15 protein-coding genes are annotated in these 19,671 nt (G+C 36.9%); 13 read left to right on the plus strand and 2 right to left on the minus strand.

Annotated elements, in window-relative coordinates; all coding sequences use genetic code 11:
* Positions 1-17 precede the first annotated feature (17 nt).
* From uxuA to GGQ92_RS04955, 5 genes are read left to right on the plus strand one after another with little or no spacing between them, the layout of a single operon-like run.
* Positions 18-1,124 (plus strand): mannonate dehydratase, encoded by a 1,107-nt coding sequence (uxuA, locus tag GGQ92_RS04935; protein WP_184245203.1) that lies wholly within the window; start codon positions 18-20, stop codon positions 1,122-1,124.
* Positions 1,093-1,938 (plus strand): SDR family oxidoreductase, encoded by an 846-nt coding sequence (locus GGQ92_RS04940; protein WP_184245205.1) that lies wholly within the window; start codon positions 1,093-1,095, stop codon positions 1,936-1,938. Before uxuA ends, GGQ92_RS04940 begins: the two co-directional genes overlap by 32 nt.
* A 2-nt stretch (positions 1,939-1,940) precedes the next feature.
* The gene (locus GGQ92_RS04945; protein WP_184245207.1) at positions 1,941-2,897 is read left to right on the plus strand and encodes a sugar kinase; all 957 of its coding nucleotides are present in this window, start codon (positions 1,941-1,943) and stop codon (positions 2,895-2,897) included.
* A 27-nt stretch (positions 2,898-2,924) separates the two neighbouring features.
* The gene (locus GGQ92_RS04950) at positions 2,925-3,572 is read left to right on the plus strand and encodes a bifunctional 4-hydroxy-2-oxoglutarate aldolase/2-dehydro-3-deoxy-phosphogluconate aldolase (RefSeq protein WP_184245210.1); all 648 of its coding nucleotides are present in this window, start codon (positions 2,925-2,927) and stop codon (positions 3,570-3,572) included.
* A 3-nt stretch (positions 3,573-3,575) separates the two neighbouring features.
* A complete protein-coding gene (locus tag GGQ92_RS04955; protein ID WP_184245212.1) occupies positions 3,576-5,078 on the plus strand; it encodes a GH39 family glycosyl hydrolase in 1,503 nt (500 codons plus the stop codon).
* Positions 5,079-5,195: 117 nt separating this feature from the next.
* Here GGQ92_RS04955 and GGQ92_RS04960 read toward each other — a convergent pair whose 3' ends face one another.
* Entirely contained in the window at positions 5,196-6,389 is a 1,194-nt protein-coding gene (locus GGQ92_RS04960; RefSeq protein ID WP_246384057.1) for an ROK family transcriptional regulator, read from the minus strand.
* Between the two features lie 152 nt (positions 6,390-6,541).
* Here GGQ92_RS04960 and xylA point away from each other — a divergent pair, with 152 nt between their 5' ends.
* The gene (gene xylA / locus GGQ92_RS04965; protein WP_184245213.1) at positions 6,542-7,864 is read left to right on the plus strand and encodes a xylose isomerase; all 1,323 of its coding nucleotides are present in this window, start codon (positions 6,542-6,544) and stop codon (positions 7,862-7,864) included.
* A 78-nt stretch (positions 7,865-7,942) separates the two neighbouring features.
* Complete coding sequence (gene xylB, locus GGQ92_RS04970) at positions 7,943-9,442, plus strand: xylulokinase (RefSeq protein ID WP_184245215.1); 1,500 nt, start codon at positions 7,943-7,945, stop codon at positions 9,440-9,442.
* An 849-nt stretch (positions 9,443-10,291) separates the two neighbouring features.
* On the opposite strand, the gene GGQ92_RS04975 is transcribed toward xylB, so the two are convergent.
* Positions 10,292-11,428 (minus strand): family 8 glycosyl hydrolase, encoded by a 1,137-nt coding sequence (locus GGQ92_RS04975; RefSeq protein WP_184245217.1) that lies wholly within the window; start codon positions 11,426-11,428, stop codon positions 10,292-10,294.
* Between the two features lie 173 nt (positions 11,429-11,601).
* Here GGQ92_RS04975 and GGQ92_RS04980 point away from each other — a divergent pair, with 173 nt between their 5' ends.
* The 6 genes from GGQ92_RS04980 (at position 11,602) to GGQ92_RS05005 (ending at position 19,667) form a co-directional block, all read left to right on the plus strand.
* Positions 11,602-12,267 (plus strand): YesL family protein, encoded by a 666-nt coding sequence (locus tag GGQ92_RS04980; RefSeq protein WP_184245219.1) that lies wholly within the window; start codon positions 11,602-11,604, stop codon positions 12,265-12,267.
* A complete protein-coding gene (locus GGQ92_RS04985; protein WP_184245221.1) occupies positions 12,260-13,813 on the plus strand; it encodes a response regulator transcription factor in 1,554 nt (517 codons plus the stop codon). The genes GGQ92_RS04980 and GGQ92_RS04985 overlap by 8 nt, the downstream gene beginning before the upstream one ends.
* A gap of 7 nt (positions 13,814-13,820) precedes the next feature.
* Positions 13,821-15,575, plus strand: a complete 1,755-nt coding sequence (locus GGQ92_RS04990; protein WP_184245223.1) for a sensor histidine kinase — start codon at positions 13,821-13,823, stop codon at positions 15,573-15,575.
* A gap of 307 nt (positions 15,576-15,882) precedes the next feature.
* Positions 15,883-17,610 (plus strand): ABC transporter substrate-binding protein, encoded by a 1,728-nt coding sequence (locus GGQ92_RS04995; protein ID WP_184245225.1) that lies wholly within the window; start codon positions 15,883-15,885, stop codon positions 17,608-17,610.
* Between the two features lie 168 nt (positions 17,611-17,778).
* Complete coding sequence (locus tag GGQ92_RS05000) at positions 17,779-18,741, plus strand: ABC transporter permease (RefSeq protein ID WP_184245227.1); 963 nt, start codon at positions 17,779-17,781, stop codon at positions 18,739-18,741.
* Between the two features lie 14 nt (positions 18,742-18,755).
* A complete protein-coding gene (locus GGQ92_RS05005) occupies positions 18,756-19,667 on the plus strand; it encodes a carbohydrate ABC transporter permease (RefSeq protein ID WP_184245229.1) in 912 nt (303 codons plus the stop codon).
* Positions 19,668-19,671 lie beyond the last annotated feature (4 nt).

The following is a 19,671-nucleotide window of genomic DNA, read 5'->3' on the forward strand; positions in this document are numbered from 1 at the left end:
AATGGAGTGGTGGCAGCGTGAGAATGGTCTTTCGATGGTTTGGAGAAGGAAATGACAGCGTCCATCTATCACAAATGAAACAAATACCAGGTGTGGAAGGTGTCGTGTGGGCATTACATGACCTTCCACCCGGGGAAGTTTGGCCCCTAGAACGAATTCAACAAGTGAAACAATATGCAAATAATTATGGATTTCATACAGAAGTTGTGGAAAGCGTTAATATTCATGAAACGATAAAACTAGGATCAGATGAAAGAGATTATTATATTGATAACTATATTCAAACGATTAAGCATCTCGCAACAATAGGAGTAAAAGTAATTTGCTATAATTTCATGCCTGTTTTTGATTGGATAAGAACAGACTTATACGGCAAACTGCCAGATGAATCTAGCGCACTCTTCTATGAAAAAGATAAAGTAGAAGATATGGACCCACTTGCATTAGTAGAAAAAATAGCTGCCAATCCTGATTATACGATGCCTGGTTGGGAGCCAGAGCGCTTGGCTACACTGAAAGATTTATTTGAGGCATATAAAGACGTTTCACAAACGGATTTAATGAATAATCTTCAATATTTCTTAGAAAGAGTTATCCCGGTTTGTGAGGAACACGATGTGAAGCTAGCTCTGCACCCAGATGACCCACCATGGGAAATTTTTAATCTGCCGAGAATTGTAACAACTCAACAAAAAATCAGAGAGATACTCCAATTGCATCCTAGTAAATATCATGGATTAACTTTATGTAGTGGTGCGTTAGGAGTGCGCCCTGATAATAATATCCCTGAAATGATTTATGAATTTAAAGAGCGTATTCACTTCGCCCATATCCGAAATGTGAAAGTATTTAATAATGGTGATTTTATTGAAACATCACATCGAACAAAGGACGGAACATTACCAATGGATGATATCGTAAAAGCTTATCATGATATTGGTTATAAAGGATATGTAAGGCCTGATCATGGTCGACATATTTGGGATGAAGAATGTAGACCAGGTTATGGTTTATATGATCGTGCTTTAGGGATTATGTATATATGGGGCTTATGGGATGCCTACAATAATCTACAAGGAAAGGAAGATTACATTGTTGCCCATACATTCAAATCTAAAGAATAAAGTAGCAGTAGTTACAGGTGGAGGCGGAGTTCTATGTGGAAGAATGGCAGAAGAACTTGCGCGCCAAGGAATGAAAGTAGCTGTATTAAATCGAACAAAAGAGAAAGCCGATAGAGTCGTAGATAAGATAAAACAATTAGGCGGAGAAGCACTTGCAGTCCAATGTGATGTGCTGGATAAAAATTCTATTATTCTAGCTGAAAAACAAGTACTAGAAGCCTATGGTCCATGTGACGTTCTCATTAATGGTGCAGGAGGAAATCACCCAGATGGAACAACTACAAATGAAGTTTTCCAAAAGGCGGACTTGGAAGATGATGCGATTCAAACCTTTTTTGATATGACAACAGAAGGCTTTTCTACTGTTTTCAACTTAAATTTCATTGGTTCGTTAAACACAACACAAGTTTTCGCAAAGCATATGACTGGTCGTAAAACATCTGTCATTAATATTTCATCGATGAGTTCTGTCAGTCCAATGACAAAGGTACCTGCGTATAGTGCAGCCAAGGCGGCTATTAATAACTTCACACAATGGTTAGCTGTCCATTTTGCAGAGGCAAATATTCGGGTAAACGCGATTGCACCTGGCTTTTTCTTAACAGAGCAAAATCGTTCCTTATTAACGAACAAAGATGGTAGTGCAACTCCACGTATGGAGAAAATCGTGAATCATACACCAATGCGGAGGTTAGGTGATCCGGATGACTTGTTAGGAACGTTGTTATGGTTAATAGATGAAGAGGCAAGTGGTTTTGTAACAGGTACATGTATTCCGGTAGATGGCGGATTTATGGCTTATAGTGGGGTGTAGATATGAAAGATGTGGTAACTCTCGGTGAAACAATGGTTGTTTTCACTCCTCAAACTTCCCCAATGCTTCGATATGCCGAAACATTTATTAAAAATATAGGTGGTGCGGAGACAAATGTAGCGATTGGCTTATCTCGACTCGGTCATCAGGTAGGTTGGATTAGTAGACTTGGAAATGATGAGTTTGGTCGTTTTATCCATCATTCTGTTCAAGGTGAGGGTGTTGATGTATCACATGTAACATTCGATTCACACAGTCCTACTGGTCTCTACTTTAAAGAGATTCGAAATCAGAATGATATACGGGTGCACTATTATCGTAAAAATTCAGCAGCTAGCCAATTGTCAGTTGAGGATATTGACGTTTCCTATATAGATAGTGCGAAAATTTTACATGTAACGGGGATTACCCCTGCTTTAAGCGACTCGGCGTATGAGGCAGTAATATATGCGATGAAAATTGCGAAAGAACATCATGTCAAAATTGTGTTTGATCCCAATTTAAGAAGGAAGCTATGGTCAGAGGATAGAGCGAGATCCGTATTGAAAGAAATGGTCTCGCTTTCAGATATCGTATTGCCAGGAATGGATGAAGCGACCTTTCTCTATGGGGAGCAATCAAAGGAAATGGTAGCAGAGGCGTTCTTAGAAGAAGGAGCAGAACTCGTTATAATGAAGCTCGGAAAAGAAGGAGCTTATGTTCATAGTGAAGAAGAACAATTTTTGGTGGAAGGATTTCCAGTAGATCAGATGATAGATCCAGTAGGTGCTGGTGATGGCTTTGCTGCTGGATTTATATCCGGATTGCTTGATGATTTGTCACTTTATGAAGCAGTAACTCGCGCAAATGCTATTGGATCCATGCAAGTACAGATTCGTGGAGATTATGAGGGTCTGCCGAATAGAGAGGAACTTATGAGTTATCTGAACCAATCATCAACAGAGGATATAAAGAGATAACGACACTTATAAAATGGGGTGCCAATCATGCAGGAAACATTTCAACAAATGAAAAAAACAGGGGTTATCGCAGTAATGCGTAATATGACTCCAGATACGATATTACCAGTTGCAAAAGCATTAAAAAATGGTGGGGTAAATGTATTAGAAATAACCGTTGAAACTCCGAAAGTATTATCGCTAATTGAGATGGTAAAGGATGAATTTGATCAAGATGTCCTTGTTGGTGCGGGTACAGTGTTAGATGCAGAAACTGCCAGAGCTGCACTCATGGCAGGTGCTTCCTTTATATTTTCACCTACTGTAAGGAAAGAGACGATTGAAATAACGAAGCGGTATGGAGCAGTGTCCGTTGCAGGCGCATTTACACCGACTGAAATCGTTACCGCTTATGAGAGTGGAGCAGATATGATAAAGGTTTTTCCATCGAGTGTGTTAGGGCCGAAGTTCTTTCGTGATGTAAGAGGTCCTTTACCACATATTCCGTTAATGCCGACGGGTGGCGTTGATGTTAATAACGTGGAAGATTATATCCAAGCTGGTGCAGTTGCTGTAGGTGCAGGTAGCACATTGGTCAAAGGTGTAGAAGTGATTACGGAGCAATATTTAAATGAGTTAACTTCAAAAGCAACACAATTTGTTAATGCCGTGAAAAATGCGAGAAAGGGAGGATAAACAATGACAATTCAAGTAACCGAGGAATCCATTGGTAAATTTTCAACTGCATGGAAGGATTGTATCGGGACAGGTAGATTAGGTCTCGCTTTACAAAAAGAGTATGTCGAACATTTACAATTAGTGCAAGAAGAGATCGGTTTCCGTTATATACGAGGTCATGGTTTGCTTCATGATGATATCGGTATCTATCGTGAGCTACAAACTGAAAATGGAACTAAAGTCTTTTATAACTTCACATATGTGGACCGAATCTTTGATACGTTTTTAGAATTAGGGTTAAAACCATTTGTTGAATTTGGTTTTATGCCAAAACAACTAGCGTCAGGGACTCAAACCATTTTTGCTTGGGAAGGGAATGTTACTCCACCTAAGGATTATGACAAATGGAGTGACTTAATCAAGGCAGTGACAAGCCATTTTATTGAAAGATATGGTGAAGAAGAAGTACTTACATGGCCATTCGAAGTATGGAACGAACCGAACTTAGTAAACTTTTGGGAAGGCGCAGATAAAGAGGAATACTTCAAGCTTTATCAAGTAACAGTTGAAGCTGTAAAGGAAATTAATCCGAACATACAAGTCGGAGGACCAGCTATTTGTGGAGGTTCCGACGAGTGGATTACAGATTTCTTAAACTTTTGTTACGAAAACCAAGTACCTGTAGATTTTGTTTCTCGCCATGCTTATACTTCGAGACAACCACATAAGAAAACTTCTGAGTATTACTACCAAGAACTAGCAGAGCCGCAAAAAATGTTAGATGAATTTCATTATGTAAGAGGGTTAATTGAACAATCGCCGTTCCCAGATTTATCGTTTCATATAACGGAATATAATACATCGTATAGTCCTATTAATCCAATCCATGATACTGCAGTAAATGCGGCTTACTTAGCAAAGATACTTAGTCAAGGTGGGGATTATGTCGACTCTTTTTCTTACTGGACGTTTAGTGATGTCTTCGAAGAGTTAGACGTACCAAAAGCACAATTCCATGGAGGGTTTGGTCTTATCGGTTTAAATGAGGTGAAGAAACCGACGTATCATCTGTTTGAATTTTTTAATCATCTAGGTGAGGATATATTGTATCGTGATGATCGACAGATTGTTACGAAGAAATCCAATGGAGGTTATTCTATTATTGCATGGAACTTAGCAATGGAGGATCATGCTAAGGAACTAACAACTAATATTAAACTAACAGTACCATCTAATACATACTTTATTGCTTCTAAAGCAGTAAGTGAGCAATATGCAAATCCATTTGAAGTATGGAAACAGATGGGACGACCACGTTTTCCATCGAAGCAACAAGTTAAAATATTGCAAGATGCAGCAATACCATATGTTAACTATGAACAAAGAGCCGTACAGGATGGCGAGCTATTACTAGAAATTTCCTTAGGGCGAAATGAAGTACGACTTATTGAGATAGATGTTGTTAACGATGAAACACCAACATACGACGGTTTAGATGACAATTTGATATTGCATGATCGATAACTAAGCTTTACACATAAAAAAATTCCGAACCAACAGAAATAAGGTTCGGAATTTTTATTATCATAAGGAAAGCCTGACATAAGCTTATCTGGGGTGAACAAAATGCTTGCGATTTTCTTATACACCGTTGCTAACTTCTTTTACAGTAGAACGGAAGAAGTTTTCGATATTGAATGCAGTAATACCTAATACAACAGAATATTTATTTAAATTAGCCTCATTTAAATGGACATCATCTAAATTGAATCCAATCGCATTTTGTTTGATTCTCTTTTTAATGGATGGTAGTAGAAGAGGAATTCCTTCTGCTAATGATCCGCCGATAATTACTTGCTCAGGGTTGAAAATATGAATAATATTCGTGATTCCGACACCTAAGTAATCACCAATTTGCTCAAATACCTTTAAAGCATTTGTATCACGCATCTCTGCTTTCGTCACAAGATCAGTGATCGAATGATTTTTTAAGCCATGTTGTTCAGAAGCTTCTAGTAAAGCATTTTCAGAAGCGTATAACTCCCAACAACCACGGTTTCCGCAACGGCAAGCTAATCCATCCTTTTCAATGGTCATATGACCAAATTCTCCAGAAAAACCTCTTAAACCTTTGTACAATTTACCGTCTAGAATCAATCCGACTCCAATACCGATACTTGCGCTGATATAGATTAGCTCTTTAGAATTTTGACCAGCACCATAGATAAACTCACCATATGCGCCTGCATTCGCTTCGTTTTCTACTATTATAGGGAGCTTATATCTTTCATATAGCATATCTTTTAATTGAACTTTTTTCCAACCTAGGTTGGGTGCTAGGAGAATCTCTCCCTCTGTAGTAACAACACCTGGCACTGCTACACCAATACCGATTATGCCATAACGTGAAGAAGGTGCTTGTTCTTTTAAGTGATCAATGAGACTAAACAAGTCATCGCTTACATTATATACAGAGTTATCATCAACATTAATCTCTTTTTCCATAATTCTATTTCCGCTTATATCTGTCATGACTCCTAATATTTTATTTACCCCTAAATCAACGGAGATCGTAAATCCAGCTTTCTCATTAAGAAGAAGCATGACAGGTCTTCTTCCTCCACTAGATTCACCTGTACCGGATTCATGAATAAAATCTTCATCTATTAACTCACTTACTAAAGAAGATACGGTACCTTTATTAAGTCCAGTTACTTGAGCGATGCTAGCTCGAGAAATTGGAGCTTTTTCTTTAATTGTTTGTAAGACTAATGTTTTATTCTCTTTCTTAACTACATGCTGATTCCAAGTTTGACCTTTCATATCCCCACTCATTTCTATACTCCTTATCCCTTATGAGTACATTTTAGCATAAATTTTAAAAAATAACTATAATCTTTGTTTATTCAGTAGACAAACTTTTATACAGTTGTTATAATGTATCACGAAAGCAAGAAATATTGAATGAATAATGGAGGTAAGAAAATATGGCTTGGTTTGAAAACGTTAGCAAGATAAAATATGAAGGACCTAAATCAAACAACCCTTTAGCATTTAAGTTTTACAATCCTGAAGAAATTATTAATGGAAAATCTATGGAAGAGTACCTGAGATATGGTATTGCTTACTGGCATACTTTTACAGAGGACCTATCTGATCCATTTGGTACAGGTACTGCAATCCGAAACTGGGATAAATACGATGGAATGGACCGCGCAAAAGCACGTGTAGAAGCAGCTTTTGAATTCTTCGAAAAAATTGGTGCAAAATACTACTGTTTCCATGATGTTGATATTGCTCCAGAAGGAAACACTTTAAGCGAAACATATCAAAACATTGATACAATTGTAGCAATGCTTAAAGATTATCAGAAAGACAGCGGTGTTAAGCTTCTTTGGAACACAGCAAACAACTTTACAAATCCACGTTTCGTTCATGGTGCAGCATCTTCTAACAACGCAGACGTATTTGCTTATGCAGCAGCAAAAGTTAAAAAAGGTCTAGAAGTTGGTAAAGAGCTAGGTGCAGAAAACTATGTATTCTGGGGTGGACGTGAAGGTTACGAAACTCTTCTAAATACGGACCTTAAATTAGAGCAAGATAACTTAGCGAGATTCTTCCAAATGGCAGTAGATTACGCAAAAGAAATTGGCTTTGATGCACAGTTCTTAATTGAGCCAAAACCAAAAGAGCCAACAACTCACCAGTATGACTTTGATGCACAGTCTACTCATGGATTCTTGTTAAACTACGGTTTACAAGACCACTTTAAATTAAACCTAGAAGCGAACCATGCAACACTAGCTGGACACACATTTGAGCATGAGCTTCGTTATGCACGTGTAAATGGAATTCTTGGATCTGTAGATGCTAACCAAGGTGATCCTTTACTAGGATGGGATACAGACGAATTCCCAACAGATCTTTACTCTACTACATTAGCGATGTATGAAATCATCAAAAATGGTGGACTAGGAGCTGGAGGATTAAACTTTGACGCAAAAGTACGTCGTGGATCTTTCGAGCAAGATGATTTATTCCATGCACACATTGCAGGTATGGACGCATTCGCTCTTGGTTACAGAGTAGCGAATAAGTTAATCGAAGATAAAGTATTGGAAAATGTAGTTGACGACCGCTATGCAAGCTATAAAGAAGGTATCGGTAAAGATATCGTAGAAGGAAAAGCAGACTTCAAATCACTTGAAGAGCATGCACTTAGCTTGAAAGAAGTTAAAAATAAATCAGGTCGCCTAGAAGTAATTAAAGCGACAATTAACCAATACTTAGCAAATGCGTACGCTGAATAATTAATCAAGATAGAAGACTTAGTATGGATGCTAAGTCTTCTTCTTTCCATTCACTAATATATATAGGGAGGTAGAGAAATGAGTTATGTAATTGGAGTAGATTTAGGAACGAGTGCAGTTAAACTTTTACTCGTTAATAAATCGGGTGAAGTTGTGCATGAGGTATCAAAAGAATATCCGCTTATACAAGAAAAGACAGGTTATTCCGAACAAAACCCGGAGGATTGGGTAACACAAACGGTAGCAGGACTTAAAGAATTAGTAGAAACTTTTAATGGTAATGCGAATGAAATTGAAGGATTAAGTTTCTCAGGTCAGATGCATGGCCTCGTATTGTTAGATGAAAATAATGAAGTATTACGCAATGCAATTTTATGGAATGACACACGTACAACACCTCAATGTCAGACGATTTATGATAAAGTGGGCAAAGATCGTTTTATTTCCATAACGAAAAACCTAGCTTTAGAAGGATTCACATTACCTAAAATAGTGTGGGTACAAGAAAATGAACCAGATGTATTTGCAAAAGCAAAGACCTTTGTGTTGCCGAAAGACTATGTACGTTATCGCTTAACAGGTACGATACATATGGATTATTCCGATGCTGCGGGAACGAGCTTACTTGATATCGCACAGAAGGAATGGAGTAAAGAAATTTGTGATGCATTAGGTATCGATATTTCTATTTGTCCTCCATTAGTGGATTCCCATGAAAATGTAGGAAAAATCACTTCCGAAATTGTAGCAGAGACGGGATTATCAGCAGATACAGACGTATTTGCAGGTGGTGCCGATAATGCATGTGGTGCTATTGGTTCTGGTATCTTATCAGAAGGGAAGACATTTGCAAGTATTGGGACATCCGGGGTAGTCCTTTCCTATGAGCCTACTGGTGATAAAGATTATGAAGGAAAAGTTCATTACTTCAACCATGGGGAAGAGAATGCGTTTTATGGCATGGGTGTTACACTTGCAGCAGGTCACAGCTTGAATTGGTTTAAAAAGACATTCGCAAACGATTTAACATTTGATGAATTATTAGATGGTGTTGGCGATGTTCCTGTCGGTTCAGACGGATTACTATTCACGCCTTACTTAGTTGGGGAACGTACACCTCATGCAGATTCTCAAATTAGAGGAAGTTTTATCGGTATGGATAGCTCTCATACAATTAAGAACTTTGCGAGAGCAGTACTAGAAGGTATTACATTCTCTCTAAATGAATCAATTGCTATTTTCCGTGAGAATGGTAAAGAAATTAACAAAGTTTATTCAATCGGAGGAGGAGCTAAGAATACAGATTGGCTTCAAATCCAAGCGGATATCTTTAATGCGCAAATTGTTCGCCTCAAAACGGAACAAGGTCCAGGAATGGGTGCTGCAATGTTAGCGGCATATGGTTCTGGATGGTTTAACTCTTTAAAAGAATGTGCAGATGCGTTCCTGGAAGATGCTGACACATTTGATCCAATTCCAGAAAATGCAGAAAAATATAAAGAGCTTTTCCAACTATATCGTGATGTGTATAAGCAAACTAAAGGGATTAATCAGGAATTGATGAAGTTCCGTAAATAATAAGGATTAAATGAGGCCAGGACAAAAATATTTTATCATATAGTAGATACCGAACGATTTGTTAGAATTCGCTCGGTGTCTACTTTTTTTATAATTACTTCGCTAAAACACTTCGCTTTCCTCAGGCACGGCCTCAACTTCCCAAGACTCACGATGGTTCGTCTTGGGTGATTTTCTGCTCGTGCTGTCCTGCAGGAGTCTCGTGTTTTGACTACGTAATTAGTATCATAATTTCGTATTGTTCGTTTCATGGTTACAATATGAGTTATGTATTAGGCTCCTTTTCATATACATTCTCACAGCATAGAAGAGAAGCGACGACGAATTCGACTGTCGATAGAGCCTCCGCGACGGTAGATAGAACGAAACGACAGTCCATAGAGCCTCCGCGACGGTAGATAGAACGAAATGACTGTCGATAGAGCACCAACGACGGTAGATAGAACGAATCGACTGTCGATAGAGCCTTCGCGACGGTAGATAGAACGAAATGACTGTCGATAGAGCACCCGCGACGGTTCATAGAACGAAACGACAGTCCATAGAGCCTCCGCGACGGTAGATAGAACGAAACGACGGTCCATAGAGCACGCGTGACGGTCCATAGAACGAAACGACAATCCATAGAGCACCTGCCACTGTATATAAAATGATACTGAACTCTAAAACAGTTTCAACATATACTCTAAATAAAATAAAAGGAATATACAATGTGTAAATATCCGTCCCACACTGCATATTCCAAAAAATTATCATCGAGATTTTCGTAAGGTGCCTATTATTCATTATTTATTTGATACATTAACACAAAACAACAGACAGTTAATACGAATACCCCAACCATCTTAATTAAGGCATCCAAATCTTATATTTACCACTTAGCGCCAATAAGCTAAAGAGGTAAAGACAATTGTCATAATATCTTCTACCACCAGTCCTTACCGGTGTATTCCAAAATAACTCTACAGCTTTTCGTGCATTTTCCCCAGAGGTTGAGAGCGAAGCAACAGCATTTGTTGCAATAAGTCCCACTGGATGTAAAGATTTTTCCTCAAAAGGCTCTCCATTAATCTTATATCTACGATAGTCTTCAGGGTCTTTATCTGCAAAGAATGCTTGGATTTTTTCGTTTACAACTACTGGACAAGCATTATCTTTAAACCATTCGTAATCTAATGCAATATTTGGTGCGACCCGATACGAGTCACTAAAAAAGTGTCCGAAACCACGAATATGGTTAGGTGTTCCATCGTAAAACGCATACTCAGGGGATAAACCTGTCTCAGGGTGTGCAGCTTTTGCGATATATTTTCGACTTTCTTTAGCTGCTTCTTTCCAGAATTCCCGATCCTCTTCGAAACTCCATAAAGCAAATAATTCATAGAAATGAGGAAGATGATAAGAAGGATCAGAAAACTCTACGCCTGGCACAAACTTAATCAATTTGTTATCGCGGTTCCACATTGGATATCCATGTCCATCTTCACCTTTATGTATGCAGCGATGTAGCAATTCTTGTGCGTGCTTTTTGTAATTAAAAATACCTTCTCCGTCACCCCAGCGATGGGAGGCAAAAAATAATGCCATTGCGTAGTATTCTTCTCCATCTGGTGCTGGACCATAAGCATTTTTTGTTCCATCCGTTGCACACGACCAAGCGAAATAACCAGCGTTTTCGCCTTCTTCCATATACATATACTTCATGGACCAATTCCATAATCGGTCGAAGATATCTTTCTTATCCATTTGAACAGCCATCATCATTCCATAGGACATGCCTTCTGTTCTTACGTCATCATTACCTGTGTCTAACATATAACCTAAATCATCGCCTACTGAGAAATAAATTTGAGTTTCCGGGTATTTATCGCTAAAAAGTCTCTCCCAGGTTTCTTGCACTCTATTCTCAATTTCATCTTTATCGTATCCATACTCAGCTAATAAGTTGCGATATTCCCCCGTATAAAATGCTCCTGTTGCTACCATTTACTGATCCCCTCCAAAAAATAAATAAAATACCATAATTTTCTTAAAATCTATTGAAAATTAAAAATAACTTTTCAATTTATGCTAAGTGTACTATAATAAGATTGTACATTGAACAAACAAAGTATATCTTTTTCTTTGAAAATTAAAGCGGTTACAACTGGGGGGATATCATGAAACAAGCAAATAATAACCGACTCTATCGAATATTAGAGTGGATTATGTGGATGATGTATTTAAATATATTGTGGATAGGTGGATGGATACTGGGTCTAGGTATATTAGGATTTTTCCCAGCGACAATGGCCACGGTAGTGACGATACGAGAATGGCGAGAAGGGGATGGGGACCTTTCATTTACAAAAACGTTTTTCCGAGCGTGGAAAAAACATTTTATTAAAGCAAATGTATTCGGTTACTTTTATTTATTAATTGGATTTATTCTATATATAGACTACTTTTGGCTACTCAATTTGGAAAGTAGTTTTGCTTCCGTACTTTTCGTTCTTTTTATCTTATTAGTAGTTCTCTATGTTGTTTCACTATTATATTTATTTCCTGTATACGCTCATTTTGACACAGGATTTTTTCAAACAATCAGACATGCTATCATTCTTGGCTTTTTCAGCCCTATCATGACAATTTTGATGGGTATCTGTCTAGCGGTAATAGCTTTCACTTGGTTAAAGATTCAAGGCTTAATTGTAGTTGTTGGGGTGAGTGTCCCATTATATTTCGTTACTAGCTTAGCATTAACAGCTTTCCATAGTTTCAAAGAGAAACAGGATCTTTTAGTAGAGAATGAATCTTTGAAAAAGGGGGAGAAATCGAATGCGTAAAGTATTTTTAGTTGATGATGATGTTTTTGTAAGAAAAGGTATTCAAACATTAGTCAACTGGGAAGAATTTGGCTTTACTGTTTGCGGTGAGGCAGATAATGGAGAAGACGCCCTTGAGCAAATAGTAGACATGCAGCCAGATTTAGTTTTAACAGATATTCGTATGCCGGTGGTAGATGGTCTTAGTTTAATAGAAAAAGTGAATAACGAAATGGACAATCCACCTTCTTTTATTGTAATTAGTGGCTACAATGATTTTAAATATGCACAAAAAGCTTTGCGGTTTGGTGTTCAAGACTTCCTATTAAAGCCTGTAGATCAAAATGAATTATATGAAACATTAGAGCGTGTAGCAAATACCATTACGATTCAGACAAAATCAATGGGAAATATTCAAAAGATGGAGGCTGTCTCTATTGTCCGAAACTACCTAATGGAAGAGCCTGAATCAACAACACTAAATACGATAGAACATCCGATTTCCCAAGCCAATGAATTTACCTTCTTGAAAATAGAAATAAATGGCCTGGATCTTGATTACCCATTTATTGAAACGGAAATCGAAAAAGAGCTAAATGAATTTTATTCACTCGATAAAATTGCTTTTTATGAAGATGGAATTGGCTATTATTGCCTTGTACTCACAGACCAGTTTTTACTTAGTAACAACTTATCAATGAAAGAATTTTTGAAGAAATTCCAATTGAACCTTACAAATAAGCTACAGCTACCTGTCATTATTTATTTAGGTAAGACTGTAGACAATATCAGGGAGTTAAATGAATCCTATCGTATAGCAAGAAATTCCATTCAATATAAATACGTTTTCTCAAAAGAGCATGTTATTATTCCGGAAATGGTCGAGAATAATAGTATTTATTATATCGATTTAGAGCAAGAGGCGTACGACACGATGATGGAATATATGGAAGAAAACAATATAGAGATGATTAAAAAGCAAGTGCACACGATGTTAACACGTGCCGTCAGCAAGCAATTTGCAAAAGATGCTTTTAAAACAGTTGTTAATCGATTGAATCATGAAGTATTAACACTATTAAAAGAAGTCGACGGTTATGAGGATAAACTCGAACATTTCAAGTTAATGCTAGAATGGGATCGATATCCAATTACGCTTAACCAGCTTGAGGAAATTTGGTTCCGCTTTCTTTCTGAATGTTCCGATATATTATTTGAATTAAATCAAAATCATGTAAAAGGTACCATTTATCAGGTGAAAAAATATATTCACTCCAACTTTCATCAACATATAACAATGAAGTCAATTGCTAGCAAATTTTATATTAATCCGGTTTATATGGGACAATTATTCAAGAAAACGTATGGTGTTTACTTCAAGGACTATGTTTTACAAGTAAGAATACAGGAAGCTAAGAGGCTTCTCCGTCAATCTGATATGAGAATCTATGAAGTTGCGGAAAGAGTCGGTTTTAATAATCCAGACTACTTTGTTACGCAATTTGAAAAGATTGTTGGCAAAACACCATCACAATATCGAAAACAATTGACTAATAAGATAGGATAGTAAAAAAATGAAACGAATACACTTTAATGATGTCCGCTTAAGGAATAAGTTACTACTTATCTATATGTTCTCTGTGTTTCTACCTATTATATTAACGAATATAATTTTTTATCTTGTAACCTCTGAAAATGTTCGAGAACAAAAATTAAAAGATAATGAACTTGCACTTCAGCAGGTAGTGAATAATTTTAGGCAAGGTGTAGAAGATGCAGCAGGTGTAGCAGCAGTGTTATATTCAGATGCTTTATTGTACGAATTTCTGGATAAGGAATATGAGAATCCAGTCGACTTTATTCATGGCTATAATAATAATTTTCGAGATATTAATCGCTACACTCCTGGCTCTTCTTCGATTACTTTAATTCATTTATACACAGAAAACCCGACCGTCATTACAGCTGGCGGTATTTTTCCTATTAATGATCAAACGAAAGAAGAACAATGGTACAAGGATACCGAAAATGCAAGGCAAGAATATCCGATATTAACTCGTAAAAAAACGGAGAATGGACGACTTGATGAATTTGTTGTAGTGCGAGATTTAGGGAGCCATAATAGAAAATACGAAAAGATTGTGATGGTACATCTTTCGAAAAGATTCGTTATACAATCCTTTGACAGTGTCACATTTGAAGGTGATATATACTTAGTGAATGCGGATGGTGAGATTCAATATAGTACAGCTACTAATCAAAATTGGATTCAAGAAGCCGTTCCTTTTCGTTCTATTGAAATTGAAGATGAAGCGATTGTAATGAATGAGGAATATCAACATCGATTTCTAGAGGGTTGGCAAGTGATTGGTGTAATACCAAAAGCCAATCTAACGACCGAAGTACGCAACTCTATTTATTCGATCTTTTATTTAGCACTTTTTAATTTTGTTATACCTTCCTTATTTATAACGTATATCGCAGGCAATATCCATTTTCGAATGAAGTCGATTGTAAGCCATATGAGAAAAGTAAAAGATGAACAGTTCGAAGTTATTAAAGGTAAAAAGTATAAAGATGAAATTGGTTTACTTACAGCAGAATATAATCGAATGACTCGAAAGATTAAACAGCTCATTAATGATGTCTATAAGGTTCGAATACAAAAGCAGGATTTGGAACTAGAGAAAAAAGATGCACAGTTAAAAGCATTACAAAGTCAAATTAATCCTCACTTCCTATTTAATGTATTAGAAACAATACGAATGAGAAGTGTGCTAAAGGACGAATGGGAAACGGCGGAAATTATTCGATATTTAGCACAACTACTTCGAACCTCTATTTCATGGGAGAAAGATTGGGTTACAGTTGGAGAAGAAGTACGTTTAATTCAAGCCTTTTTAGAAATACAGAAATACCGGTTTGACGATAAGATGAAATATACGATAGAAATGGATGAAGCTGTTAAGAGTGCTTATATTCCAAATATGACATTTATCCCTTTTGTTGAAAACGCTAGCATACATGGAATAGAACCATTGAAAGGTAAAGGAAACATTAAAATTACAATATCATGCTTGGATAATGATCGCCTCTCTTATGTAATTAAAGATGATGGAGTAGGCATGGAGCAATCTAAATATGAAGAAATAATGTCAACCTTAGCAGATGAAGAGATTTCAGGTGAAAACATTGGAATACGAAATGTTTCTCAACGTTTAAAAATGTACTACGGTACGGAGTATGAACTAAATATAACAACCGAAAAGAATATAGGAACGACGGTACAAATAATATTGCCAATTATACAACGAGTGACATTAGATTAGTGACGAGGCATGTCTGCTTTTGAAATTTGGAGGGTAGGCATGCTTATTTAAATGGGAGAATAGGTCATTCTTGTTTAGGTAGAAAAGACTATGATTAGAAAAACTTTAAAATTTTTATACAAAAAATCATTTAAAATATCGATTTTTAGGAAGAATTTAGCAAAAAATATAATAAGTTAAGTAACCATCTATACTTTTTAAAGTTTAGTCTATGTTTTAATGGGTAACAAAGAACTATTTTTCGCGATACAATGAAAGTGCTTACAAAGATAGTGAGCGAAAAAGAGACGGAAGGGGAAATTAGGACATGAAAAAGAAAAGTCTATGGCTCCTCGGTATGTTAATAGCAATGATGTTATTCGTTGTTGCTTGTGGGAACGATGACGATGCTTCATCTAGTGATGGTGGAGACTCAGCATCAGAAAGTACTGATGGAGAAAATACAGAAGGTAGCGAAGGTTGTGAGGAACCAACAACGTACAAGTTCTTTGATGCATCTAAAAGTGATGATGACCTCAATACAGCTGAAACTAAATTAGGAAAGATGTTTGAGGAAGAAACTTGTGTGAACTTCGATATCGAGCACATTGTTGGAGATGTTAACCAAAAGATAGGAACAATGATTGCTAGTGGAGAGTATCCACATTTGATGAACGCAGAGCAATCAACTGATGCAGTTATTGATGCAGGAGGATTTGTTCCGTTAAATGATTTAATTGAAGAACATGCACCGAATATTAAAAAATGGTATGGCCCATATTTAGAGTTCATGAAGCGTTCGGATGGAAATATTTATATTATTCCTTCTGGAGCTAGCAACGGATACATTAAGCCACCTAACATTTATCAAGGCGCATGGTGGATCAAGCGTGATGTATTACGTGAGATGGATTATCCACAACCAAAAACATTGGATGACTTCTTTGATATCATTGAGGAGTATGTAAGCAATAACCCTCAAATTGATGGAATGGATACAATCGGATTTACAGCTTTAACAGATGACTGGAGATTCTTTGCGCTATCGAACCAACCAAACCACTTAGCAGGATATCCAAATGACGGTGGTGTTCAGGTTGACTTAGAAACGCACGAAGCGAAAGTATACAATAATAATGAAGACACTAAGCGCTGGTTAGAAAAGCTTAATGAAGTACACCATAAAGGTTTAGTTGACCAAGAAATGTTTACTCAAAACTATGATGAGTACTTAGCTAAAATATCAACTGGTCGAGTAGTTGGATTCTTTGATTACCACTGGCAAGTAGCGGATGCATTAAACACAATTAGAGAAGATGAAGATTTCTACTCTGAATATATGGCATTCCCAGTTGTTTTTGAAGAAGGAATCAAAGACCAGTACCTAGATCCTGTTGGCTTCGCAGCATCTCCAGGACAAGGTATCACTGTTAATACGACAGAAGAAGAACGAATTGAAATTATTAAATTCCTAGATTACCTAATGCAAGAAGAAATTCAGAAAATGATTACATGGGGTATTGAAGGAGAAACATATTCTGTTGATGAAGATGGAATGTTCTATCAAACAGAAGAACAATTTGCACAGACTTCTGTAGATTCATTCCGTAGAGAGTTCGGATTCAGAACATTTGAGTGGGGTTGGCCACGTCTTAACGGTCTATTCGATGATGGAAACGCTGTCGAAGCGCGTAACCAACCATCCGTTGCTCAGTTGGCATACAACGATGTAGATAAGGAATTCCTAGACGCATATGGTATTGAGACATTTGCAGAGTTATTTAGTGAGCCAGATGAAAGACCTTGGTATCCAGCATATGATGCTCCGATCGAAACTGGATCTCAAGCTCAACTTTACGAGCAACAATTAGATGACTTAATGAAACGTACGTACCCTGGAATGATCTTTGCAGACGAAGGAGATTTCGAATCACTATGGAATTCTTATAGTGAGGAGTTTGAAAAACTTCCAATTGAAGAATTCGAAAAAGTAATGACAGAATACATTGATAACAAAGTACGTGTTGCTGAAGAAGCAGCAGCTGCAGCAGAATAAATAATGAGAAAAAGGTTGGAAGGCTAGATTTCAGCCTTCCCCTTTTTCCTTCTATTAGAGTATGGTTTTTTATCTAACAACATATTAGATGTAGATTAACTAGAAACCGAGTAAAAATAGGAAAGCATTCGGGACGATTTATAGTATGGCAAGAAAAGGGGGATAAACATGGCACAATCAAGTTCAGCGCAGCAGACTATTGTGAATCAAGAAGAAAAAGGTTTTAAACTCTTCTTAAAAAGATTAAAGCAACAACAAGCGTTATTATGGATGACCATCCCTTTCATTATTTGGGTCATTATTTTTAAGTATTTACCTGTTTGGGGATGGACAATGGCATTCCAGGATTACAAACCAGCTCTTAGTTTTTCCGAACAGGAGTGGGTAGGTTTTAAGCATTTTCTCTTCCTGTTTCAAGATGACCGATTTTTAGGTGTTTTACGTAACACGCTTGCTCAAAGTCTAATTAACCTTGTTTTAGGTTTCTTCACTGCAATAGGACTAGCTGTGTTAATTAACGAATTGACAAATATGAAGTTTAGACGGACCGTACAGACAATTAGTTATTTACCACACTTTTTGTCTTGGGTTGTAGCAGCAGCACTCGTTTCCACTGTACTATCAGTTGACGGTATCGTTAACGAAATCTTAATGGGATTAGGGTTGATTGATAGGGAGATTATTTGGTTAGGAGTTGGAGAATACTTCTGGGGTATTTTAGGAGCTGCAGAGGTATGGAAGAATGTAGGCTGGAATGCGATTGTTTATTTGGCAGCTATATCAATGATTGATCAGGAACAATACGAAGCAGCAAAAATTGATGGGGCTTCCAGACTCCAGCGAATAAGACATATTACTATTCCTGGAATGAAATCTGTAATTGTTGTTTTGCTAATCATGAACATTGGTTATATTTTAGAAGCAGGTTTTGAACCACAATACTTATTAGGTAATGGTCAAAACGTAGAATATTCAGAGAACATCGACGTATTTGTTATTAAATATGGTATTTCCATGTTTAACTTCTCTTTAGCAACAGCGGCAGGGATGTTTAAGACTGTCATAAGTTTCGTGTTCTTGATTGCAGCAAACTCAATATCTAAGAGACTTGGACAAGGCGGACTATACTAAAGGAGAGAGTTGTAATGGCGAAGAAAAAACGATCCTATATGCGAACAAGAGAAGATAAAATTTTTGATACGAGTAATGTTATCTTTATGATTATACTCTGTATATTTATGCTCTATCCATTTTTAAACCAGCTAGCAGTATCTTTTAATGAAGCATCTGATGCAATACGTGGTGGTATTTATTTATGGCCACGAGAATTCACACTTCATAACTATGAACACGTATTTGAAAAAGCAGCTATTTGGCAAGCGATTTTAATTTCTGTATTGCGTACAGTAGTTGGTGCAGGTGTGGGACTTCTTTGTACTGCTATGGTGGCATATGCAATTGCACAACCACACTTTATGTTTAAACGATCAGTAGCGATTATCTTTATTATGACAATGTACTTTAATGGTGGATTAATTCCAACGTTCCTACTTATGAGAGACTTAGGCTTGATTGGTTCATTTTGGGTGTATATTCTACCTGCTTTAATTAGTGCATTCAACTTGATTATTATGAGATCATTTATAGAAGGACTACCTCAGAGTATATTTGAATCAGCAAAAATTGATGGAGCTGGTGATTTCAGAATCTTCTTTAAGATTGTCTTACCATTATCTTTACCAGTGTTAGCAACAGTTGCTTTATTCGTAGCTGTATTCCAGTGGAACCAATGGTTTGATGTATTCTTATATAACTCTAGTATCAAGGAATTGACAACGTTGCAGTATGAATTGATGAAGATTTTACAAAACTCTAGTACATCATCTGGTGATGCGGCATCTGCATTTGTAAGCTCAGCTGGAGGGAGCAGAGAAAGTGTAACACCGAAGGCTATCCAGGCTACGATGACGATTGTAGCAAGTGTACCAATCATTATGGTCTACCCGTTCTTGCAGAAATACTTTGTTAAGGGTATGACACTAGGTGCGGTTAAATAAAAGA

The sequence above is a fragment of the Gracilibacillus halotolerans genome (assembly GCF_014206945.1).
GTDB lineage: Bacteria > Bacillota > Bacilli > Bacillales > Amphibacillaceae > Gracilibacillus > Gracilibacillus halotolerans.